We start from the raw sequence: 22,892 nt of genomic DNA, 5'->3' as shown, positions 1-22,892 counted from the left end.
TAGGTGAAGCCGACAAAGTCAGTATGGATTGAGAAATGGAATTATATAGCTATTTGACCGAGAACATCCCGTTAAAGGTGAAGCAGCTCCTCTCTCCCCTTCCTTGTTTTAGATTTCTTATAGAGGCCTATATGGATATGGATTTCATCATCATAGGGAATGATATGACCCCAGTCTTTAGCGAATTTCTTCGGATTACCCGCGCAGTCCAATAGCTCAAATAGTTGATAGATCCAGCCCTGTTCGAAACCGAATCGATAACCCTCATTGATAGAATCGAAGATCATGCGCTTGCGGATTTCGACAGAATCAATCTCCTTAAATCCGAAATCGGTCAGCTTGCTCCTCAATTCTTGAGAACTCTTCGGTATGTAATGCTTAGCAGAGCTGGGACTTAATCCCAGTGGAATACCGAGTCTTTGCCCTTTAGGCCATGAACTGAGAAGAGAGGATGCTACTGAGATATACCCCTCTGGCTTAAGCAATCCTGAGACGAGCGGCAAGAGTTTATCTATGGATACATATGACAAGAGAAAGTGAATAAAAACCACATCAGCTTTATGATGTATGAAATTCGACATGGTCAGTGCGCTAGCTTGGACAATCTGCATTGGAGGATATTTTTCTTTGGCAATTTCCAGCATCTTATGAGAAATATCGATACCGTATACTTTATTCAATGATCCGAAAATATTTTCTGCCAGCAGAATATTTTCACCCGTACCAGTCCCCACATCGATAATCGAAGGAGAAACCAAAGGCAGCTGTGAAAGTTGAATTTCAATCTCATGCTTGACGCGCTTAAAGATCCTACCGTAATCATTGTCATAACCCGCTGCTATCTGGTCATAAATTTCACTGTTCGCTGTTTCGTCTTCTTTTCTCTGGTATATACTGCTCGTCGCCATCTTAGCGAAGTTTGTGATCGTAGTGGGCCTAATTCTCATTATGAATTCCCTTTTGACAATCAAGAGATCGAAAATCGCCCCCCCAGAACAGGGGAGCACCATGAAACCAGGAGCGGCAAAAACTCAGCAACACTCCTTTTGTCTTTAATATAATAGCTTTCTTGAGATTACCGAAGATCACTTGAAGCTTAATGACGTTCTGTTGGATATTACATTCAAACTCCAACTTTTATCGTTCAGTATTATCTCGATAGCTTCTTTGACCTTATTTTTGATTCTTTTATAGGATCTTTGTTCAGAAGAACGCTTGATTATTATTTCGCCATTACCAGAGGATAAATTGGCAAATTAAACTATCACGTCCAAACATAAATTTGGCCAATGCTTTAACGAATAATGAGGTACGAGGTATTAAATTTACGTGGCTGCTATATTTTCTTTTGATCTAAGAAATGTCGTGTATTCACACTCTAGAAATAACAAAGGAGCCTATGGCTCCTTTGTTATTTCTGTTGTAGGTGGGGAAAATCACTTGGCGCGGCTGCGGTATTCCAGCGTACGGGTATCAATTTCGATTTTGTCGCCGATTTCGCAGAACAACGGTACCGGCAATTCAAAGCCGGTGGCAATTTTAGCAGGTTTCATTACTTTACCGGAGGTATCGCCCTTGACGGCGGGTTCGGTATAGGTGATTTCGCGTACTACCGAGTTGGGTAGTTCAACCGAAATAGCCTTATCATTATAAAAAACCACTTCACAAGGCATGCCATCTTCCAGGAAATTGAGCGCGTCGCTCATAGTTTCTGCTTCAACTTCATATTGGTTGTATTCAGCATCCATGAAAACATACATGGGTTCGGCAAAGTAAGAATAGGTAACCTCCTTCTTATCCAGCACAACGATGTCGAATTTGTCATCTGCCTTATACACTGCTTCACTGGGTGATTCGGTGAGCAGATTCTTGAATTTCATTTTTACTACGGAAGAGTTGCGGCCGGATTTGGTAAATTCTGTTTTCAGCACAACCATAGGGCTGTTGCCAACCATAAACACGTTACCTACACGAAGTTCCTGGGCTGTTTTCATCTAAATCTAATAATTCTAGGGGTGATAAATATTTCTATTATACTCTGAGCACTTTTAAGAATTCAATTCCTCTTATTATATGAAGCATGTTTATAAATAATTATTTCTTATTTATCAAACAGATAATTCATTAAAATTTTTATTTGCCTCTTATTCCGCTTAAAAATTCAATTTCTTACAGGACAGTTTATTCTTGCAAAAACTCACCAAATTGGATGCGAGATCGATAAGCTGCGCAAGCTGCCCGGCCCAAGCTGCGGCATGGCTTTGCAACTCCGCATGATGCTGCCAGAAATCATCCCAATCCAAGCATCCACCGCTGTTCCAGTTATGGTGAAAAGTACACAGTGCGGCAACGGCCTCTTCTGTTAATCCTTGGCAATAGCGATACAGGAAAGCATCGAGCTTGATCTGATGCACATTTTCCTGTTGCGGGTAAATTTGCCAGATCAAAGGCCGCGCTGCCCATTGCGCTCGCACGAAGGAGTCTTCACCGCGTACGAAATTGCAGTCGCACGCCCACAACAGGAGATCATAATGCTCCTGTGGCAAGAAAGGAATGATCTGCAAGAGCAAATTGCCGCGCTGCACACTATCGCCTACTGCCAGACTTGTTCGTCCAGCCCAGTTCGCTGCCTGTCCCAATGCCTTGCCCTCTGGCAACAGACAACGTATCGCTGTGGTTGAGGCCGCCCAAGCGTCCAGTAGATTGCTTATCGACGCACTGTCATAGCAAAACAGCGAAATGGTGGTTTCGGAGAAAATAGGCAAAGGCAGGTCAAGCTGACACCATAATTCTGCCAGATTGTGCTGCAACACATCCCGTTGCATTAGCAGTCCTTTTTCTCGCAGCAACCCACCCGTCATGGGAGTAAAACCGGGAAAGAAGAAATGCTTGATCATCGGGAGGTACGGATGCGGCGAAGGGAGACCATGACAACCTTCTACCCACTGCTCTGCCGACAAGTATTCCAGGTTAATCCATACGCGCGTTACCTTTCCTCTCGCAAGAGAAAGCCTGCTCTGAGCTTGATCTGTAGAATGGGATACAGTGGGCACCATCGCCGCCACATAATTCTCAGGCAACTCGCAGCCAAATGCCTCAATCACTACATCAGCCGGTGCCAAGTCTGGCAATGGCTCAGTCCAGCGCCGCACTTCTACTCCTCGACAATTTTGCACCTCCTGGGAATCATCAACATCCGGGCAAATGCGCTGCAAGCTAGCTACATTATCCACCCACAGCCGTACTGCAATGCCATGCTCTGCCACTAATTGCCGCGCCAATCGCCAACATACACCGATGTCGCCGTAGTTATCTATGACACGACAAAAAATATCCCAACGCATCATCAAATTTGTAGTTGATAAAGAGTTTTCTGCAGTATTTTGTATTGCTCTACTCTATCTGCTGTTTTTAGATTAGAATAGCTCCTTCCTATTCTATTATCAGCACGTGCATTAACGGTAGAAATTCGTCCTGGTCGAAGATGCAATAAGGACGAGTGTACTTGGTACAATGGTGGAATAAACCTCTTTTTCAACACGTGGGTCCTAATTCGAAGTATAACTTTTGATGACTATCTGGTATAACTTACCGATAAACCGAAACACACTTCATGCGCTCTCTCTAAATCCAGATACTTTATCAGTCAATTTCATATTACTGAGAAATACTATCGTAGCAAGATTTAAGCCATTACTATTTCTCATTCCATCCTCGCTCTCATGAATGGTCGGGGGGCGCAAGCTAAATGGCAGCTTCCAGCTCTGAGGCGATAGTTTCATGTTCTGCAAATTTATTGGCATTACCAAGTGTTACAGTGTGACCTTTGTGCTGGTGAGAAAGTAGCACATTATTAATCCTTTCTGTTACCCCTTCAGCAGGTTTAGTTGATAGTCGCCCGTCAGAATATAGCGCGATTCCACTGTGCCAGAATATAAGAAGCACCTTTTCAAGCAACTCGGATGTTATCGCAGCTTGTCTCTCGTTAATCTTATAAAAGTTGTACTTCAAACTTGATCTGCCTTATACGCAAACCCAACACAAAAAGAGAATTTCATGAACGATACGTACATTATAAAAAGGATGACCCAAAAAGAGTTAGATTTCACGATTGAATTAGCTGCATCTGAAGGTTGGAACCCTGGCTTGCATGATAGCGATTGTTTTTACGCAGCCGATAATAACGGCTTTTTTTTAGGCTTACTTAATAATGAACCTGTAGCCTTTTTATCCGCTGTTAAATACAGCAACTCCTTTGGCTTTGTTGGACTTTATATTGTTAAAGAATCATATCGTGGCAAGGGTTATGGCAGCAGAATTATGCATGCGGGATTGGAGTATCTCAAAGGTTGCAATATTGGATTGGATGGCGTACTCGCCCAGTTGAACAATTATAAAAAATACGGTTTTCAACTGGCCTATCATAATATTCGTTATCAAGGGCTAACAGGTGGCAAAGCTCCAAATAATTCAGGCCTGATTAAACTTACAGAAATTCCTTTTAAGCAGATTAATTTATACGACTCAGCATTTTTTCCCGCTGACAGAGCCGCATTTCTAAAATTGTGGCTTACTCAACCAGATAGCGTGGCACTTGGTGTTATTCATGAAGATAAGCTCGTTGCCTATGGAGTCATTCGAGCTTGTCGCGTTGGTTATAAAATTGCTCCATTATTCGCAGACAGTCCTATATTCGCTGAAACACTGTTTCTAGCACTGAAAGCAAATGTAAGAGCAGAGCAGCCCGTTTTTCTGGATATTATGGAACAAAATCCCAATGCATTTACATTAGTTCGGCGCCATAAGATGCAGCCAGTTTTTGAGACAGCAAGAATGTACACTCAGCAAGCTCCTGCCTTAGATACTGACCGATTATACGGCGTGACCAGTTTCGAATTAGGTTAGTTTATATTAGATGCTATCTAATTCCACTTTTAAATCACAACTGACTTTATCGACCTCACCTTGCCGTATTATTGATACTGTCTGCTGCTCGCCTTCACGTCAGCTTTGATTCGAAAATGGAATAAGCAATCTAATCTTTGACATGGTATACTTAACTATGGTAATCCACAATCAATAATTTCGTTTTGCTTATTTACATTAATTTGGATTTCTGTCATCCAACCATGAATGTAAGTGATATTTATGGTACTGCAAGGCAAAATGACAGAGATTATTTTTTCTGTCCCCAATCCCCATTTGATTAAAAATCAGGCGAAGTGATTTATACAGAGCTGCCTCATGATTTTTGGTTGCTATTGAGTTGCTAAAATTTAGCGGAGAATTCGACCAATGCAGCCCTTAGCCTTCGTTGATCTTGAAACTACGGGCACCACCGCTTCTGTCGATCGGATCACCGAGATTGGCATTATCTTGGTTGATGGTTCTGAGGCTCAAGAATGGAGCTGCCTGATCAATCCGGAAACACGAATCTCTACATTTATTGAGAATTTGACCGGGATTACCAACGAAATGGTGGCAAATGCCCCAACCTTTGCAGAAATCGCCCATCAAATATTCTGCATGATAGAAGACCGTCTTTTCATTGCGCACAACGCCCGGTTCGATTATGGATTTTTAAAACACTCATTTAAACGCGAAGGTTATGACTTCCGGGCAACGACAATCTGTACCGTCAAACTTTCGAGACGTCTATTCCCCGGACACCCTAAGCACAATCTGGATAGTCTGATTGAGCGGCATGGCTTGCAGGTAAATGGCCGTCACCGAGCACTGGCAGATGCGCAACTTATTCATCAGTTTTGGCAAAAGATCCAGCAACAGATCCCTGCCATCGAAGTTGCGGCTGCGATCAAAGCCTTGTCTGGACGCCCAAGCATGCCGACATATTTGGACGAGCAGATGCTGGATAGCCTACCTACAGGTCCTGGTGTCTATTTATTTTACGGAGAGAACGAACTCCCACTATATGTTGGCAAGTCAAAGAAACTTCGCCAAAGGGTACTTTCTCATTTCACCGGCGACGTTTCGTCAGCAAAAGAAATGAGCCTTTCGCAGCAGGTACGGCGGATTGACTATGTCGAGACAGGAGGCGAGATCGGCGCACTGCTCAAGGAAGTCGAACTGGTGAAAAAGCTTCAACCGACGCATAACCGCAAACTTCGACGCAATAATGAGCTCTGTTCGATCTCGCTCAAGGAAACTGAAGCAGGACTGCATGTTAACATAGCTTATGCGCATGATTTAAACTTTGGTGAACAATCGAATCTTTATGGCCTATTTAAAAGTCTGCGAGCAGCCAACAATGCACTGTCCGGTCTGGCAAACGAGCATGGACTTTGCAAGGCCATCATTGGGCTGGAAAAGGTTAAAGCGGGCAACCCATGCTTCGCTAGACAGCTCAAAAAATGCCGCGGTGCGTGTGTTGGTGAAGAACCGTTAGTTATGCATTCACTACGCCTGAAGGAAGTGCTATCCCAACTACGCCTTCATACCTGGCCTTTTACGGGTCCCGCCTACCTAAAGGAAAATGATGATTTGATCATAGTAGATAACTGGGCTTATCTTGGCACGATCAAAACGGAGGCGGAACTCTGCCAACTTCTGAATTCACCAAAACCTCAATTCGACAAAGATTCCTACCAAATATTATTGAAAGCTATAAAGTTATTACAGCCTATTGTTGATTTAAAGGGATCAGTCACCGCTTGCTCTTGGTGAATAACATTATCCGGTTCAAATGGTCAAGAAGTGTACAGCCCATAAACCCACCACGAACAGCCAAAACAATAAGGTTGTGATGACATAAATATATTTCATTAACGGAAATCAAACTGCTCAAAATGAATTTGCCGCCTGGATACACCTTGTTCCTGTAACCAACTGGTGGTTAGCGCTATTAACGATGGTGGTCCACAGAGATATATTTGCTGCTCTTTTAATCTCCTGATACTCGCCAACCATTTAAATAAAAGCGTGGGATCATTTTCCATTGCTAAAGAATAAAAATGTAAAAGCTCTTGGTTAGCCGCATAAGTTTGTAGTTCTTTTTCAAAGGGTACATTTTCTTTCTCTCGGTGAAGGTAAATCAGTTCTGTTTTCCGGTCCACTTTGTCGCTGCGTAATAAAGCCAGAAAAGGGGTCGGCAGCAATCCATATCTCCGGTGAGGATGGCCGATCAATTAAAAAGTTGCCATAAGGACCTTGCAGATGGACGGCAACGCCAGGCTCAAGCGACTGGATATGCTTCGTGCAATTACCCAGCGCCTTAATATTTAAAGATAAGCTACCGTCCTTTGCTACTCTGCTGACTGTATAAGGATGGAATTCTCCACATCCTTGGAAATTCGGACCTTGAAAGAAAGCTGCCTTGACAAACTGGCCTGGTGCAACAAGCATGGGTTTTGCCAGAGAACGCAAAGATACTTCAGTAATTTGTTCTGTCGGATGATAAACAGCATTGACTTCATAAGGAAATGCACCAATGCCATAATCTCCCCGTATGCTTCGCCAGCCAATGGCTATAGCAACTGTAAAGCAAGCCATAACGAAGCTGACAGAAGAATTATCAGCTATCCATATATGCCCTAGACCTAACATTACTGCTCCAACCAATATCATATGCAGACGCCGCCACAGGCTATACGACAAGCGCTGAGTAAAAGTTGCCGCCAGACCCAGCATAAAGATAATCAATCCTGTCCACCCCACCATATTAATGGGATCTGGATTAAAAGGAGATAAATACTGCCATGCAACATCGAGATCTAGCTCAAAGTAATGGCTAGACAGAATCAAGGGGTGAGCTAATAACAATACATAACCCATCACACCCATTCTATGATGCCAGAGATACATATGCTGCAAGCCATCAAACCAGTCTGCCCAGGCCGGCTCACGTATCATTAACAATAAACTTGCAGCAATCAAGCCCATACCAAGCCAACCGGATAATAGGCCAAATCCGTATGCATTGAATGGTAACGAAGAGATCTTCATTGATGCTGGCAATAGCGCCAGAGCGATAATTATATATTTCATCACATTAAACCTAATTCCATTTCTAAATCATAAATGATGCGAAGGCGAGCCGCAGACAGTATTAATAATACGATAAGGAAATCCGACAAAGTCAGGTTTGATTTAGAAATCGAATAAAAGCTGTCATTGGATGGGGTCGAGCGTGAACCCCTTCCAATATGAAACTAAAATGGCAAAACTCAAAAAGATCACTTTATTGGGGAGTTACAACATGCTTGAACAGGTCAACCATCTCAGCATTGACCAAGAAACTCCTTAACTACTTGAGCGACCGTCCTTAAAGCTAAACTCCTTTTTTGATAATACACAGAATCACGCACACTTAGGCATATACCTGGTTTCAAGTAAACCATTCAACTGAGAGGTAATCCATCTACGTGCGGGTATTTCCAGCAAACGATGACTCCAAATTGCGATCGGGATGACCAGGGTGATCATACAAGCGATGAGTAATAGCGATCCAGCAGCACTACTCTGCAAAGCCAGGCCAGTATAACTTTCCCAATCCTTCTGTGCGGCGAACTTAATAAGATAATGCCACATATAAATGGAGAACGAAAATACTCCGATCGTGTATAGCGGGCGCGTGGCAAGCCACTTGCATAAGAAGCCCCGATCTTCCCAAGTAATTAAAACTATCACAGCCATTAAACCAATCGAGACAACATCAGTGATACCAAAGTGTAGTGCCAGCAAAAGCATAATACCTGCCGTGATCTGAATAATCGTTAACCATCTGTCAGAGACAGCAGACATCGTCTCACGCTTTAAGAACAGCATGATTCCAATCAAAAAAGCTGATGCAGCACGTATGATAGACAAGCGAAAATTTTCATCTACATCACTACTAGTACCCAGATAAAAACAATAGAAAAGCATGGCAGTGCATGACCAAGCAAGTAAAACAAGTTTTCTGCCTCGGCCTTCCATGCCGAGAAGAGCAGCAAAGCCCAGATAGCAAAAAAACTCCACACTGAGAGACCATGATGGGCGATTCCATGTCTCAAAATCAAACATACCCCAAGCATGAATAAGGAACAGGTTAGCCACCAGTGATTCGGGGCTTCGCAAGTCATCCTCGAATACACAGCAAAATTCTCCCTCCCAACCCCAATTAATCAGGGCTCCTGTGATAAAGAATAAGCAAACAGCTATAAGCGATACGAAATGTAATGGATATATTCGAGCAAAACGAGCAATCAGATAGTAAGTAACCTCAGGAAAAGTACGACGCTCAGGACGTTCGATACCATAGACATAGGACAAAACGAAACCGCTGAGGATAAAGAAAAAATCTACCCAAAGGTAACCCTTTGCAAAGAAAAATGTTATCTCATCCGGATCAATCGATGGATGCAAAAAGGACCGAAAGTGAACGAGCACTACCATTAATGCTGCCCAGCCTCGTAGAGCAGTATGGGAACGAATCTCATCTTTTTTTAGTGTGTGCATCATAAAATAAAAAAATCCTCTCCAGTCACGATACCTCTTGTTGCTATGAAGTGAGGTTTCGGTCTGCTTTAAAATGTATTAATTACGGTTTGATTTGGCAGTCACCAAGTTGAGCGGCTATCTGCTGGATTGAATCTAATTTCAGTATTTTTATGTGAAATTAGAGTGAAAAAAATTTTTAAGCTATAGCCAAGTGGAAAAACTCTCTACCAAAGTGGCTGTACTATGACCAATGGCTGCCCTACTTTATCGCTTCCACGATCATCAATATCAAGATCCTCGAAAGTACTTACACCAATTTTAGAGCCATCATTCAAAAAGAAGGCATCAGTACTGCTAATAATGCAATAGCCTTACTACAATCGCCATCCATGTGATCCGCAGCTTTGTATCCATTAATACAGTGATTATCGCGCACATAGGAAGAATCACTTATTCCTCTAATACAACTATAAAGAAAGCGGGTGGTGCTCCCAATACGAGTATGCGAATGGTTACTCACCCATAAAGTATTGGCCAACTTTAGCGAAATCGTTGATCAAACGAGAATACAAAAATGGTCTGGGATCAATTAAGTTACCTCCTTTTAAAATAAAGGCAATATAACTATTTAATTCTCAGCATAGCGTTATTGAAAAGCCAGATTAGGATAAATTAATCCATATTTATCACATGATAATGTGATAAATATTAGTACATTTATCTCTATCCACTTGGAATATACCTACATTAACTTTATAAATAATTGATAGGAAGATTTCGACTTGAAGATTAACTGTTCATTAAAATTATGTTAATTTTCCGAGAAAACTACCGTAAATAGAATTTTCGCGATGCTTAAAATGATTTAATTTCCTTCACAGCAAAGAACAATTCAATTATCTTATTGTTTTTTATAATGTAATCAGCTCCCCCCACTTATGCAAATAATAAGCTCATCAATAAAGGAGACAAATGAGATCACCATTAGTTCTCGTTAACGAAAATCTTTTTCATCATCAGAAGTGATTACACTATCCTCATCTTTTTTTTGCTGATCAGTCGTCTTTGGGCGTCCCGAGCGCACGCGATCGGGCATTATGCTAAATAACTGATTAAAGTTCATACTATCCCCAGTATTTACAGCGTTATCAGTATCACTGCCAAATGATTGTGGAGATCTGTGATCAATCGCGTCTTGAGTGGGAAAGGAAAGCGGAGTTTGCTGGGATGTTGTTTGACTGCTGTTTTGAGAAAATAGAATACTAAGCGCCATACCGGTTATGCTAAGTACAAATAAATAATTAATACCTTTCTGTAGCTGCTGTTTAGATTTACGGCTATTCTGATTATTGACTGAAAGCATCTTCAACAAACTAACCGCTATGACCAGAATCAATCCAGTCAATATCCAGATATTATCTGGATAATTCCAGAAATTAAAAGTTTCCATTTACTGCCACCTCTTCATCCCATCGCCCGATTTTGTCTGGCTAAAGCACAATTACCATAGAGCAAAAAATTCCCTATCTCTTTTAAAGAGAGGTCTGTATAACTGACTTTTTGGGTAAGTTAGTATTTTAAATAATTGATTTTATGAGTTACACACATAGAGAAAAACTCTAAAAGCACAGTAATGCCGAACTCTCAAACATATTCCGATCCAGGATCGGACAATAATTCCCGTAACTTCAGAAAAATTATCCAGCACGAAGAACGGTCATTTCTTGTATATTGGATAAAACTTAAGAGGAAAAGTTTGACAAGATTTTGTATAGAGCAACTAAATTCAGCTATCAGCTCAGTGAGCCATGTTATTCCATTTCTAAATCAAAGCTGACTTTGCCAGCTTCACCTTGCCGTATTGTTGATGCTGTCTACGACTCGTCTTCACGTCATTTTTGATTTAGAAATGGAGTTATTAAGCCGAATAAATTAATGTGCCAATAACAATACTGCCCCTATTGTAATCGGTAGGGGCAGTATAACATGCGTTTAGGAGTTACCAATCAAGAACCAGATTACCAGATTTCTTCGATATTATTGTCTTAAAGCTAATTTTTAATCTGCTTGTCTTCTCAGGAATGCCGGAATATCCATCGGGTCGACACCTGATTGCTGCATTGCTGCTACCGTGGCACTGCTTCTCCTTCCTGTACGCATCACAGCTGGTTCCTCAAACTGCATAGTGGAGGCTCTATCATCTGTTCCGGTACGGGTATGGATAACGGTAAGGGGTCGGGTTTGGGTTTGAGTAACGCTTCCCAACCCAGTGGCAACGAGCGTTACACGTAAGTCATCGTTCATTCCTTCATCGATGACTGTTCCAACAATTACGGTCGCATCTTCAGCTGTCAGCTCTTTAACCGTATTCATTACTTCATGTACTTCGCGCATTTTCATGCCTGAGTTGGCAGTAATATTTACTAAAACGCCGCGTGCACCTGATAGTGTTATTTCCTCAAGTAGCGGACTAGCCACTGCCTGCTCTGCTGCCATACGTGCACGATCGACCCCACTTGCCACAGCTGAGCCCATCATGGCCATACCCATTTCTGACATGACGGTTTTAACGTCAGCAAAATCGACATTGACAAGCCCAGGACAATTAATCACTTCAGCAATACCCGCTACTGCGCCGTATAGCACGTCATTGGCTGCTTTGAACGCGTCCAGCATACTGATATCGTTACCCAGCACCATCATCAGCTTATCATTGGGAATGACAATTAAAGAATCAACATGCTGTGCCAAGGCTTCCATACCAGCTTGGGCTGTTTTCAGACGTTTTCCTTCAAATGAGAAAGGTTTGCTGACCACAGCAACAGTCAGAATACCCATTTCCTTGGCTATTTGTGCTACCACGGGTGCAGCCCCTGTTCCGGTACCCCCACCCATACCGGCTGTTATAAATAGCATATCAGCGCCTTGAATCAATTCTGCAATGCGATCCCGATCTTCCAAAGCAGCTTCACGCCCAACTTCCGGGTTGGCACCTGCTCCCAATCCTCTCGTAATACCCCCACCGAGCTGAAGCAAGGTGGGCGCACGGTTTGCTTTGAGTGCCTGCGCATCGGTATTAATACAAATGAATTCAACTCCTTTTGTTTCATTCTGGATCATATGATCGACTGCATTGCCACCGCATCCCCCCACACCGATTACTTTTATGATGGCTTCCTGACTATCGGTATTCATGATTTCAAACATGATGCTTCTCCTTTTAGCATGTTAAATTTTAGATAACTTCGTTTTAATGTGCTGTGTTGACAACGCTATACTCAAAAATTCTTTTGAAACCAACTTTTCATTCTTGCGAAGACCTGTTTAGCTGATCCCCCTTGTAAATGGCTGTGCTGATGGAGCCGATGCTCCTCCATACCAGCCATAATTAAACCAATACTTGTGGAAAATCTGGGAGTTCGAACAACTTCTTCCAGACTGCCTTTATACTGAGGTATCCCTAGACGTACAGGCATATGAAATATTTCTTCGCCCAGTTCTACCATTCCCTGCAAAGAGCTACTCCCACCGGTAATAACAATTCCGGATGAAAGCAGCTGTTCAAAACCGCTACGTCGTAATTCAGCTTGTATCAATAAATAAAGCTCTTCTACACGTGGCTCAATAACTTCTGCGAGCGTTTGCCTGGAAAGCTGGCGTGCTCCTCGATTACCTACGTCCGGCACTTCCACCGCTTCACGCACGTCAGCTAACGTGCGTAAGGCACACCCATAACGACACTTGATGTCTTCCGCATCTTTGGTCGGTGTGCGTAGCGCCATGGCAATATCATTCGTGATTTGATCGCCAGCAATCGGAATCACTGCAGTATGGCGAATTGCCCCATTAGTAAATACTGCGATATCAGTTGTGCCTCCCCCGATATCAACCAGGCACACACCTAAATCCTTTTCATCCTCAGATAAAACGGCAATGGCCGAAGCGAGTGGTTGCAGAATCAAATCGCGTACTTCCAAACCACAACGATGAACACATTTAATAATATTTTGCGCAGCTGATACTGCGCCAGTCACGATATGCACCTTTACTTCAAGCCGTATTCCACTCATACCAATAGGTTCCCGCACATCTTCCTGCCCATCGACAATAAATTCCTGATTAAGGATATGCAGGATCTGTTGATCAGCTGGGATATTGACCGCTTTGGCGGTTTCCATCACTTTCTCCACATCCAGTGCCGATACTTCTTTATCCTTGATTGCAACCATCCCGTGTGAATTGAACCCTCGAATATGACTGCCTGCAATGCCGGTATAAACTTCACTTACCTTACAGTCTGCCATCAACTCAACTTCTTCGAGTGCTCGCTGGATCGCGGTAACCGTTGTTTCAATGTTAACCACAACGCCTTTCTTCAATCCACGTGAGGGATGACTCCCCAAGCCAATAATTTCAAAACCACCCTCAGGTTTTATTTCAGCAACAATGGCCATAATCTTTGAAGTGCCTATATCCAGACCAACGATCAGGTCTCTGCCTTCTTTGGCTTTATTCATTTAACATTCCTCCCTGATTTCACAACTTCTTGCCGGTACCGGTCTTACGCGAAACCTGTGGCATTGCCTCAGACAGTCGTATGGCAAACCCATTAGGATAACGCAAATCCACATATTCCAGAGGAATTGACTGATTCATGTTTACGATACTTTGGCTATAAACCGAAATATAACGCTTCAGTCGAGTTTCAATTTTTTCACGACCCAGTTTTAATAATGTTCCATTTTCCAGACGAACAAGCCAAGCATGCCGTGGCGATAACGTAATTTCTGCAACACTTTGTTTGATTGGCTCTAATAATTTGTTAAAGATCTTATATTGATCCATAATCACGGATACGCTTTCTTCACTAGGGCCGGTAAAAACCGGCAATATTTCGTCAGTCGGGGCGCGAAATATTTCTCCTTGCCTATTCACTAGCGCCGTATCGCCCCAGTACGCAAATGCGCTATGTTCTTCCAACATCACTTTCAATCCTGATGGCCAAGTACGCTGAACCTTTGCTGACCGCACCCATGGCAAACTTTTAAATGTTTCACGTAATGCATCCAAATTAACAGTAAAAAAATTTCCTCTCACTTCATTCTGAGCAATACCTTCAATCTCTTGGCGGGTGATATACCGTAGCTTAGTGTTATCCAATTGATTGGTACTCATTCCTTCCACATTTATTTCTTTTAGTACAAACAAGGGTAATTTTATCACCCTTGAACCAAGCACATAGATTGCAGCCAATATCACGCCTATAAACATCATGTTGGCAAATAGATTCAGCATTCGATAATTATTCCACATAGGACAATGCCAGAATTTTTACGACTAACTCTTCAAAAGGAATACCTGCAACTTTCGCAGCCATCGGAACAAGGCTATGATCAGTCATGCCTGGGGATGTATTCGCTTCAAGAAAGTAAGGCTGATCATTTTTATCCAAGATCAAATCCACCCTGCTCCATCCTGCGCACCCTAAAATTCTGTGTGCCTGTAAAGCCTGCGCCTGTAGCTGGCGACTAAGTTCATCCGGCAGCCCGCTTGGACAAAAATAACGGGTATCATTTGCAACATACTTTGCATGGTAATCGTACAGTTCTCCGGTCACTTCTATACGAACCAGTGGCAACGGTGTCTCACCCAGAATTGCGGCAGTTAATTCCTTACCCTTAATAAATTGCTCTGCCAATACAATCGAATCATGCTGTGCTGCTAACTGATAAGCATTTGAAAAGTCTTTCTTTGACTCAATCTTACTAAGGCCTATTGTTGAGCCTTCGCGTGCAGGCTTAATGATCAAAGGTAAATCGAGATAAGCTGCCACTTCATCAAAATCACTTTGGGCATTGATGATGAGGTAACGGGGTGTACTAATGCCCACGGCCTGCCAGATTAATTTAGTACGCCATTTATCCATTGCCAGAGCACTCGCAAGAACACCACTGCCAGTATAAGGCAACCCCATCAGTTCCAAAGCCCCCTGGACCGAACCATCCTCTCCATAACGGCCATGCAATGCGATGAATGCCCGATTGAACCCTTGTTGCTGTAGCGCCTCCATAGGCTGATGAGCCGGATCAAAAGGATAGGCATCCACCCCTTCACTTAGCAGCGCCTCAAGTACTGCCGCGCCACTTTTAAGTGAAATTTCACGCTCTGCTGAACGCCCACCTAGCAGTACTGCAACTTTTCCGTAGTCAGGCACACGCATTATCTCTCATCCCTGGCATCGCCAATAATCCTAACCTCCTGAATCAAATCAATTCCTGTTTTTTCCTTCACGGTGTTGCGTAGCATGGAAATAATTGCCTCGATATCCGCAGCAGTAGCACTCTCGTCATTGATGATAAAGTTAGCATGCTTGCTTGAAACGACTGCTCCACCTACACGATAGCCCTTGAGACCCGATGCTTCAATCAGGCGCGCCGCATAGTCGCCAGTCGGGTTACGGAAAACCGAACCTGCATTAGGAAAACTCAGTGGTTGACTACTAATACGCGCTGCTAATAATGCTTTGATTTTTTGTCGGGAATCGTCATGATTACCTTGGTGTAATTTGAACCACCCGCCGACAAACCATTCTTCATTGTCGATGCTATCGGATGCTTGTTGCAAAGTGATATGCCGGTACCCGACGAGATAATCCTCTGGGTTGCGTTCATGCAGCTTACCTACTCGATCAACTGTTTTGACCTTCTCTACAATTTCCCAAGTTTCTGCCCCATAACATCCGGCATTCATTGCTAAGGCTCCCCCTACCGTCCCTGGAATTCCAGCCAGAAATTCGGCACCAGCCAAGTGATGTAAAGCTGCAAAACGTGCCAGCTTGGCACAGGGCACTCCTGCCTCGGCATAAATTAAGCCACCTGCTTCATCTTGCTTGATCAGCAGTAAAGCATTGAGCCGGGCATGCAATGCCACGACTACACCGCGGAGTCCTCCGTCACGCACCAGCAAATTGCTCCCTAACCCCATCATATGAACCGGCTCGGTTCTCGGTAAATGGTGTAAAAAAAGGACAAGATCTTGCAGATCAGCCGGTAAGTAAAAATAATCTGCTACACCTCCAGCGCGCCAGGAAACGTGCTTTCTCATTGGTTCACGCATGCGTAGCTCACCCCGTAGCAAACGGGTATCGACCACTCCAATAAAATCATCCTGCTCTGAAATGCTCATAACCGTCACATGCGGCCGAGATACCGCTCGACTAGATTTTGGATGGCGTGATATCAGTGTACTCATAGCTTCATTCACCGACGACAGCCAGCTTTTTCACGGCTTGCTTCACGCGAGCAGCTACTTTCCCTATCGAGCCAGCACCCATGATCAATACGATATCCTTATCTAATACAACCTCATGGATCACTGCAGGAAGTTCCTCTATATATTCGGTATAAATGGGCTCCAATTTCCCTAGTACTCTAATGGCACGAGCTAGTGATTTGCTATCGGCAGCAACGATCGGCTCCTCTCCCGCTGCATAAACCTCGGTCAGCAGCAATAGATCAGCGCTCGACAATACTCGGATGAAATCTTCAAACACATCTCGCGTACGAGTATAGCGGTGAGGTTGAAAAACCAACACGAGCCGGCGTCCAGGAAATGCACCACGCGCTGCCGCCATAGTTGCAGCGATTTCCGCTGGATGGTGACCATAATCATCTATCAAGGTAAAACTACCTTGTCCGTTCAATTTAATCTCACCATAGCGCTGAAAACGGCGTTCGACCCCCTCAAATGTCGCCATCGCACGAATGATGGCCGCATCCGAGACGCCCAGCTCATTACAAACTGCTATAGCGGCAAGTGCATTCTGAACATTATGAATACCTGGCAGATTAAGCGTAACCTTGATTTTGCGCGCGGCACCATTTACGCCAATATGTGCACAAAAATACATTCTGCCATGATCGTGGCGAATATCAGTCGCACTAATATGGGCCCCTTCGGACAAGCCATAGGTGGTCACTGGTTTAGTAATGGCTGACATGATTTCGCGCACATTTTTATCATCAATGCATAAAACTGCCATGCCATAAAAGGGTAAGTGCTCGATAAATTCGACAAATGTCTGTTTGAGCTTACTGAAATCATGACCATAAGTAACCATATGATCGGCATCAATATTGGTCACTACTGCCAGAATAGGCTTTAAATAAAGGAAGGAAGCATCAGACTCATCTGCTTCTACTACGATAAATTCCCCACTACCGAGTTTGGCATGACTACCCGCTGCCTCGAGTTTGCCACCAATCACGAAAGTCGGATCAAGTCCTGCTTCTGCCAGAATACTTGCAATGAGGCTGGTGGTAGTCGTTTTACCATGGGTACCTGCAACAGCTATGCCTTGTCGCAAGCGTAATAATTCTGCCAGCATCATGGCACGGGGTACCACCGGAATACGACGTTCACGTGCGGCTGTAACCTCAGGATTGTCCTGTTTTACTGCAGTTGAAGTTACCACAACGTCAGCAGATGCCACATTCTCCTTCGCATGGCCGATATGAACTATGGCACCCAATTGCTGCAAACGCTCAGTTGTCAGATTCTTGCTTAGATCAGAGCCGCTTACCCGATAACCCTGGTTAATCATGACTTCAGCGATGCCACTCATCCCTGAACCGCCAATGCCGACAAAATGCACATGCCTAACCTTATGCTTCATCTGGCCCGCGCTCCTATTTCCCGACAGACCTCTGCGACTATTCTGGTGGCATCCGGTTTCGCCAGACTGCGCGCGAGTGTTGCCATCTCCAGCAATCTTTCACGTGTAAATCCCTGGATCAAATCTGCCAGAACCTCTGGAGTCAATTGGTCTTGCGGCAATAACAGGGCGGCATTATGTTGGCTTAAGAACTGAGCATTAGCCGTTTGATGATCATCCACTGCAAAAGGGTAGGGAACAAGAATACTAGCCACACCCACCACCGCCAGCTCTGATATCGTCAGCGCACCAGCACGGCAGATCACTAGATCACATTCCGCATAACTCGCAGCCATATCTTCGATAAACGATACCAGGTCGCCCTCCACCCCATATTCGGCATAATTTTTTTGCAACTCATTCAAATTATTTTTTCCTGCCTGGTGGGTGATCCAAGGGCGTTCATTTTCCGGAATCAGCTTTAATGCCTGGGGTATGGTGGTATTCAGTATGCGTGCCCCCAAACTGCCCCCGATCACTAATACCTTAAGCCTCCCACTCCGCTTAGCAAAACGTTGCCCAGGTACTGGCAAGCGCAAAATGTCATATCGCACTGGATTTCCAGTCACCTGTACCTTGTTGGTCGTCCCTTCTATGGCCGCAGGAAATCCCAGTAAAATTTTGTCAGCGATTTTTGCAAGAACCCGGTTTGTAAGGCCAGGAATTGCATTTTGCTCATGAATTAAGAGAGGTTTATTTAGTAATGAGGCCATGATACCGCCTGGAAAAGCGGGATAGCCGCCCATTCCCAATACCACATCGGGTTGAGTGCGGATAATTATTCTGGCGCTCTGCCAGAAAGCCAGCAGCAAGCGCCATGGCAACCATAACCAATCCAACGCTTTTTTCCCCCTCAAACCGGAGAATTCAATAAGCTCAGTGTGATAGCCATGCTTGGGTACTAATACCGCTTCCATCCCATTATATGTACCCAACCAGACGATATTCCAATCTAATGTTTTCATATGATCAGCCACTGCCAATCCAGGAAAAACATGACCGCCTGTTCCACCAGCCATAATCATGATTGTTCGTGCCACCTTCACATCACTAGAATAGTTATCAAAGTTATCACACGTTTAACCCTTTTATTTTCTGTCTATTTTCCCAATCTATCCGCAATAAGACAGCAAGTGCAATACAGGTAACAACGATACTACTTCCACCAAAACTCATAAGTGGTAGTGTCAATCCTTTGGTCGGCAACACACCCATATTTACCCCCATATTGATAAAAGCCTGGAACCCCAGCCAAACCCCGATTCCTTGTGCTACCAAGGCTGAGAAATAGTTTTCCAAGATGGCTGCGGTACGGCCGATACTAAATGCGCGCACAAGTATACAAGTAAACATCGCCATCACCGTTGCCACACCTACAAACCCCAATTCTTCAGCAAGTACAGCAAACATAAAATCAGTATGTGCTTCCGGCAAATAAAACAGTTTTTCTACACTTCCACCCAATCCCACTCCAAACCATTCACCTCGCCCAAATGCAATTAATGCATGGCTTAATTGATAACCCTTGCCATAAGGATCGGCCCACGGATCCAGAAAGCCATCAATACGGCTGCTACGATAACTTACTGATATAATTAATAGACTTAAACAAGCAACGAGCAACCCCGTCACGCCAATAAATAGCTTAAGACTCATCCCCCCCATGAACATAATGGCCACCGCAATGCCAGTCACAACGACAAATGCGCCGTAATCAGGTTCGCGCAGTAACAAAAAACCTACTGCGGATATCAAAGCTACGATAGGTAAAACCCCTTTACGCCAGTTATCGAGGTAAGCTAATTTACGAACGACATAATCCGAAGCGTAGATCACCATTAAGAGCTTCATCAGCTCAGAGGGTTGAAAATTGACTATTCCCAGCGGAATCCAGCGCTGACTGCCATTAATTTCACGACCAATTCCTGGAATCAATACCAGAATTAATAATATGGTTCCGACCAAAAACAGATAGGGACAATATTCCCGCCATGTGCGCATAGGAAATTGGAAAGCAAAAAATCCAATTACTAGACCTACAAACAAATAAATACTATGGCGTATCAAATAATAGTATGAGCCACTTTCACCATATTCCGACTCGGCGATTGCAATAGATGCAGAATAAACCATGACCAACCCAAGGCTTAACAATACGAGTGCAGACCAAATCAGATAGTAGTCAAAATCGGTTGTTATTTCTTGGCGATTAATAGTGGGCTGGTTAATCATGGCTCAATGGCTCTCTTGATCAGAAAAAATAAACTTCTTTTCAATTTCTTTGACAGCAGCAACAAAAACCTCTGCCCGATGGATGTAATTTCTAAACATATCCAGACTGGCACAAGCTGGGGACAACATCACCACATCACCGGGTTGTGCCAATAAAAAACTGATCCGTACAGCCTCGTCCATCGTTGCTGCATAATGAATTAAAAGCTGGCCATCGCTGATCACTTCAGCGATCTTCTTGGCATCACGACCAAGCAATACCACTGCACGCGTACAGTTAGCTACAGCTTGCTTTAAAGGAAAAAAGTCTTGTCCCTTCCCATCTCCCCCTGCAATTAACACCACGTTTTTTTGCATTCCACTCAACGCTGCAATAGCGGATCCTACATTAGTACTTTTGGAGTCATCATAAAAAGTAACATTATTAATCACCGCTATTTTTTGCATACGATGAGGCAATCCCTGAAACGCACGCAAAGTTTTCAACAAGGGCTCATAGGGCAATGTGACGGCACGACATAACGCTATCGCTGCCAGCGCATTGGCAATATTATGTCTGCCTGGAATCATCATCTCGCTCGCTTTTATTAGGTACATGCCTCCTTGAACCAGCCAAAGATCTGCACCACTTTGCAATAAACCAAAATCCATATTTGAGATGGGTTCATCCAGGCCAAAAGTCATTTGTTTTCTGTCAGGCAATGCCATAGCGCGCACCATTGCATCATCCCGATTTAGAATTTGGACACTTTTGTTATCTCCGATAAAGATTCTTGCTTTGGCTACTGCATAGTCATGCATGCCAGCATAGCGATCGAAGTGATCTTCACTTAAATTAAGTACCGCTGCTGCATCAGCAGAAAGATTGTGTGTTGTTTCCAGTTGAAAACTGGAAAGCTCCAGCACCCAATATTGCGGCAATTTACCCAAGTCCATGCGGCGCATGAGTGATTCCAATACTGCCGGACCAATGTTGCCTGCCACTTCAACATCCCATCCTGCATTTCTGACCATCTCACCTACCATCGTTGTGACAGTTGTCTTTCCATTCGAACCGGTAATGGCCAGAATTTTGGGCCTTGGTTGCTCAAGCTTTTCTAGTGCCTGGGCAAATAATTCAATATCTCCTACAACGGGGATGTCGCGCTTCACAGCTTGTTGTACGAGCGGCTCAGCTAATGGCACACCCGGGCTGATCGCAATGAGATCAACATCATCAAATACTTCTGCTCTGAACGGCCCACTGTATATTTTTCCAGCAGGAAGCAAATGTTCCAGCACTGCATGATTGGGAGGGGAAGTACGATTATCAGCAACACGCACCTCTGCACCTTGGCGTGCCAACCATTTCACCATCGATAGACCCGTTTCACCCATTCCCAAAACCAGCACTTTTTTATTATGCAGATTCATCGTAACTTTAATGTTGATAATCCCACTAACACTAGAATGATTGTCAGAATCCAGAATCTGACAACCACCTGATTTTCTTTCCATCCTTTCAATTCAAAATGATGATGAAGGGGCGCCATACGGAAGATACGCTTACCAAACAGCTTAAAGGATGTGACTTGTAACATCACAGACAAAGCTTCCATCACAAATACTCCGCCCATAATGACCAACACGATCTCCTGACGGACAATCACGGTGATCACTCCTAATGCTGCACCCAGTGAAAGCGCGCCCACATCGCCCATAAATACTTCTGCCGGATAAGTGTTAAACCATAGAAATGCCAAACCAGCACCCGCAAGCGCACCACAAAAAACTGCCAGTTCACCTGCATTAGCGATATAAGGAATACCCAGATATTTTGCGAAAACAACATGACCGGCTACATAAGCAAAAATCGCCAGCGCACCGCTAATCATAACTGTCGGCATAATGGCAAGACCATCTAATCCATCTGTCAAATTTACTGCATTACTTGTTCCCACGATAACGAGATAAGTCAACAACACAAAACCAGAGACACCCAATGGAATCACCACCTCTTTAAAGAATGGCACAATCATATTAATCTGTTCAGGAAGCTCAGCTATCGAGACGAGATACCATGCCACACAACACGCGATGACTGATTGCCAGAAAAACTTAACTGATGCAGACAGGCCTTTGGAATTACGATGGACTACTTTACGATAATCATCTATCCAGCCAATGACGCCAAATCCCAAAGTTGTCAATAAAACGATCCAAATATATTGATTAGTCAGATCCGCCCATAATAGCGTTGTAATAATAATCGAGACGAGTATCAGTGCTCCCCCCATTGTTGGCGTGCCTGCTTTAACAAGATGAGTTTGCGGACCATCATTACGTACGGATTGGCCAATTTTATACGCCATCAACTTGCGGATCATGGTCGGGCCGACAATAAATGAAATCACCAGGGCGGTAAGTGCAGCCAACATCGTGCGTAAAGTAATATAACTAAACACATTAAATGCACGAATATCCTGGGAAATCCATTGAGAGATGACTAATAGCATTTTTATCCTTAGAA

General features: G+C 43.8%; 19 protein-coding genes. 2 read left to right on the top strand and 17 right to left on the bottom strand.

Annotated features, from left to right (window positions below; all coding sequences use genetic code 11):
* Window positions 1-71: 71 nt before the first annotated feature.
* The 4 genes from BM283_RS08990 to BM283_RS08975 form a co-directional block, all read right to left on the bottom strand.
* The gene (locus tag BM283_RS08990) at window positions 72-947 is read right to left on the bottom strand and encodes a class I SAM-dependent methyltransferase (protein ID WP_175492077.1); all 876 of its coding nucleotides are present in this window, start codon (window positions 945-947) and stop codon (window positions 72-74) included.
* Window positions 948-1,436: 489 nt separating this feature from the next.
* Window positions 1,437-1,994: an elongation factor P gene (gene efp / locus BM283_RS08985; RefSeq protein WP_046849733.1), complete on the bottom strand. Its 558-nt coding sequence runs from the start codon at window positions 1,992-1,994 to the stop codon at window positions 1,437-1,439.
* A 159-nt stretch (window positions 1,995-2,153) separates the two neighbouring features.
* Entirely contained in the window at window positions 2,154-3,347 is a 1,194-nt protein-coding gene (gene earP, locus BM283_RS08980; protein WP_368086418.1) for an elongation factor P maturation arginine rhamnosyltransferase EarP, read from the bottom strand.
* Window positions 3,348-3,744: 397 nt separating this feature from the next.
* Window positions 3,745-4,011, bottom strand: a complete 267-nt coding sequence (locus BM283_RS08975; RefSeq protein ID WP_090692202.1) for a hypothetical protein — start codon at window positions 4,009-4,011, stop codon at window positions 3,745-3,747.
* A 45-nt stretch (window positions 4,012-4,056) separates the two neighbouring features.
* On the opposite strand from BM283_RS08975, the gene BM283_RS08970 reads away from it, so the two are divergent.
* Window positions 4,057-4,905, top strand: coding sequence for a GNAT family N-acetyltransferase (locus BM283_RS08970; protein WP_090692200.1), 849 nt, complete (start codon window positions 4,057-4,059; stop codon window positions 4,903-4,905).
* A 390-nt stretch (window positions 4,906-5,295) separates the two neighbouring features.
* Window positions 5,296-6,684 (top strand): 3'-5' exonuclease family protein, encoded by a 1,389-nt coding sequence (locus BM283_RS08965; RefSeq protein WP_090692199.1) that lies wholly within the window; start codon window positions 5,296-5,298, stop codon window positions 6,682-6,684.
* A gap of 330 nt (window positions 6,685-7,014) precedes the next feature.
* On the opposite strand, the gene BM283_RS08960 is transcribed toward BM283_RS08965, so the two are convergent.
* The 13 genes from BM283_RS08960 to mraY all read right to left on the bottom strand — a co-directional run bounded on the left by BM283_RS08960 (window position 7,015) and on the right by mraY (window position 22,878).
* Complete coding sequence (locus tag BM283_RS08960) at window positions 7,015-8,004, bottom strand: ferric reductase-like transmembrane domain-containing protein (protein ID WP_090692197.1); 990 nt, start codon at window positions 8,002-8,004, stop codon at window positions 7,015-7,017.
* 312 nt (window positions 8,005-8,316) lie between these two features.
* Window positions 8,317-9,459: an acyltransferase family protein gene (locus BM283_RS08955; RefSeq protein ID WP_090692194.1), complete on the bottom strand. Its 1,143-nt coding sequence runs from the start codon at window positions 9,457-9,459 to the stop codon at window positions 8,317-8,319.
* Between the two features lie 973 nt (window positions 9,460-10,432).
* Window positions 10,433-10,888 carry a hypothetical protein gene (locus BM283_RS08950; RefSeq protein WP_090692193.1) on the bottom strand — a complete coding sequence of 152 codons (456 nt, stop codon included), beginning with the start codon at window positions 10,886-10,888 and terminating at the stop codon, window positions 10,433-10,435.
* Between the two features lie 608 nt (window positions 10,889-11,496).
* Window positions 11,497-12,645 (bottom strand): cell division protein FtsZ, encoded by a 1,149-nt coding sequence (gene ftsZ / locus BM283_RS08945; RefSeq protein ID WP_046849738.1) that lies wholly within the window; start codon window positions 12,643-12,645, stop codon window positions 11,497-11,499.
* A gap of 71 nt (window positions 12,646-12,716) precedes the next feature.
* Window positions 12,717-13,955 carry a cell division protein FtsA gene (gene ftsA, locus BM283_RS08940; RefSeq protein ID WP_090692190.1) on the bottom strand — a complete coding sequence of 413 codons (1,239 nt, stop codon included), beginning with the start codon at window positions 13,953-13,955 and terminating at the stop codon, window positions 12,717-12,719.
* A gap of 19 nt (window positions 13,956-13,974) precedes the next feature.
* On the bottom strand, window positions 13,975-14,733 hold the full coding sequence (locus BM283_RS08935) for a cell division protein FtsQ/DivIB (RefSeq protein ID WP_254776298.1): 759 nt from the start codon (window positions 14,731-14,733) through the stop codon (window positions 13,975-13,977).
* Window positions 14,734-14,740: 7 nt separating this feature from the next.
* On the bottom strand, window positions 14,741-15,658 hold the full coding sequence (locus BM283_RS08930; protein ID WP_090692185.1) for a D-alanine--D-alanine ligase: 918 nt from the start codon (window positions 15,656-15,658) through the stop codon (window positions 14,741-14,743).
* Window positions 15,658-16,623 carry a UDP-N-acetylmuramate dehydrogenase gene (gene murB, locus BM283_RS08925; RefSeq protein ID WP_090692183.1) on the bottom strand — a complete coding sequence of 322 codons (966 nt, stop codon included), beginning with the start codon at window positions 16,621-16,623 and terminating at the stop codon, window positions 15,658-15,660. Before murB ends, BM283_RS08930 begins: the two co-directional genes overlap by 1 nt.
* A gap of 70 nt (window positions 16,624-16,693) precedes the next feature.
* Entirely contained in the window at window positions 16,694-18,112 is a 1,419-nt protein-coding gene (gene murC / locus BM283_RS08920; RefSeq protein WP_090692180.1) for a UDP-N-acetylmuramate--L-alanine ligase, read from the bottom strand.
* The gene (gene murG, locus BM283_RS08915; protein ID WP_090692178.1) at window positions 18,109-19,176 is read right to left on the bottom strand and encodes an undecaprenyldiphospho-muramoylpentapeptide beta-N-acetylglucosaminyltransferase; all 1,068 of its coding nucleotides are present in this window, start codon (window positions 19,174-19,176) and stop codon (window positions 18,109-18,111) included. The genes murC and murG overlap by 4 nt, the downstream gene beginning before the upstream one ends.
* Before the next feature lie 46 nt (window positions 19,177-19,222).
* Window positions 19,223-20,383, bottom strand: coding sequence for a putative lipid II flippase FtsW (gene ftsW, locus BM283_RS08910; protein WP_090692176.1), 1,161 nt, complete (start codon window positions 20,381-20,383; stop codon window positions 19,223-19,225).
* 3 nt (window positions 20,384-20,386) lie between these two features.
* Window positions 20,387-21,796 carry a UDP-N-acetylmuramoyl-L-alanine--D-glutamate ligase gene (gene murD, locus BM283_RS08905; protein ID WP_090692174.1) on the bottom strand — a complete coding sequence of 470 codons (1,410 nt, stop codon included), beginning with the start codon at window positions 21,794-21,796 and terminating at the stop codon, window positions 20,387-20,389.
* Window positions 21,793-22,878 (bottom strand): phospho-N-acetylmuramoyl-pentapeptide-transferase, encoded by a 1,086-nt coding sequence (mraY, locus tag BM283_RS08900; RefSeq protein ID WP_090692171.1) that lies wholly within the window; start codon window positions 22,876-22,878, stop codon window positions 21,793-21,795. The genes murD and mraY overlap by 4 nt, the downstream gene beginning before the upstream one ends.
* Window positions 22,879-22,892 lie beyond the last annotated feature (14 nt).

Source organism: Nitrosomonas sp. Nm34 (assembly GCF_900113925.1).
GTDB lineage: Bacteria > Pseudomonadota > Gammaproteobacteria > Burkholderiales > Nitrosomonadaceae > Nitrosomonas.
The sequence above is the reverse complement of the archived record's forward strand: the minus strand, read 5'-3'. Positions and strand labels throughout refer to the sequence as shown.

Excerpts from the sequence above, each read along its gene's own strand:
- BM283_RS08990 (WP_175492077.1), bottom strand. The coding sequence starts at position 947 with ATGAGAATTAGGCCCACTACGATCACAAACTTCGCTAAGATGGCGACG.
- efp (WP_046849733.1), bottom strand. The coding sequence starts at position 1,994 with ATGAAAACAGCCCAGGAACTTCGTGTAGGTAACGTGTTTATGGTTGGC.
- earP (WP_368086418.1), bottom strand. The coding sequence starts at position 3,347 with ATGATGCGTTGGGATATTTTTTGTCGTGTCATAGATAACTACGGCGAC.
- BM283_RS08970 (WP_090692200.1), top strand. The coding sequence starts at position 4,057 with ATGAACGATACGTACATTATAAAAAGGATGACCCAAAAAGAGTTAGAT.
- BM283_RS08965 (WP_090692199.1), top strand. The coding sequence starts at position 5,296 with ATGCAGCCCTTAGCCTTCGTTGATCTTGAAACTACGGGCACCACCGCT.
- BM283_RS08960 (WP_090692197.1), bottom strand. The coding sequence starts at position 8,004 with ATGAAATATATAATTATCGCTCTGGCGCTATTGCCAGCATCAATGAAG.
- BM283_RS08955 (WP_090692194.1), bottom strand. The coding sequence starts at position 9,459 with ATGATGCACACACTAAAAAAAGATGAGATTCGTTCCCATACTGCTCTA.
- BM283_RS08950 (WP_090692193.1), bottom strand. The coding sequence starts at position 10,888 with ATGGAAACTTTTAATTTCTGGAATTATCCAGATAATATCTGGATATTG.
- ftsZ (WP_046849738.1), bottom strand. The coding sequence starts at position 12,645 with ATGTTTGAAATCATGAATACCGATAGTCAGGAAGCCATCATAAAAGTA.
- ftsA (WP_090692190.1), bottom strand. The coding sequence starts at position 13,955 with ATGAATAAAGCCAAAGAAGGCAGAGACCTGATCGTTGGTCTGGATATA.
- BM283_RS08935 (WP_254776298.1), bottom strand. The coding sequence starts at position 14,733 with ATGCTGAATCTATTTGCCAACATGATGTTTATAGGCGTGATATTGGCT.
- BM283_RS08930 (WP_090692185.1), bottom strand. The coding sequence starts at position 15,658 with ATGCGTGTGCCTGACTACGGAAAAGTTGCAGTACTGCTAGGTGGGCGT.
- murB (WP_090692183.1), bottom strand. The coding sequence starts at position 16,623 with ATGAGCATTTCAGAGCAGGATGATTTTATTGGAGTGGTCGATACCCGT.
- murC (WP_090692180.1), bottom strand. The coding sequence starts at position 18,112 with ATGAAGCATAAGGTTAGGCATGTGCATTTTGTCGGCATTGGCGGTTCA.
- murG (WP_090692178.1), bottom strand. The coding sequence starts at position 19,176 with ATGATTATGGCTGGTGGAACAGGCGGTCATGTTTTTCCTGGATTGGCA.
- ftsW (WP_090692176.1), bottom strand. The coding sequence starts at position 20,383 with ATGATTAACCAGCCCACTATTAATCGCCAAGAAATAACAACCGATTTT.
- murD (WP_090692174.1), bottom strand. The coding sequence starts at position 21,796 with ATGAATCTGCATAATAAAAAAGTGCTGGTTTTGGGAATGGGTGAAACG.
- mraY (WP_090692171.1), bottom strand. The coding sequence starts at position 22,878 with ATGCTATTAGTCATCTCTCAATGGATTTCCCAGGATATTCGTGCATTT.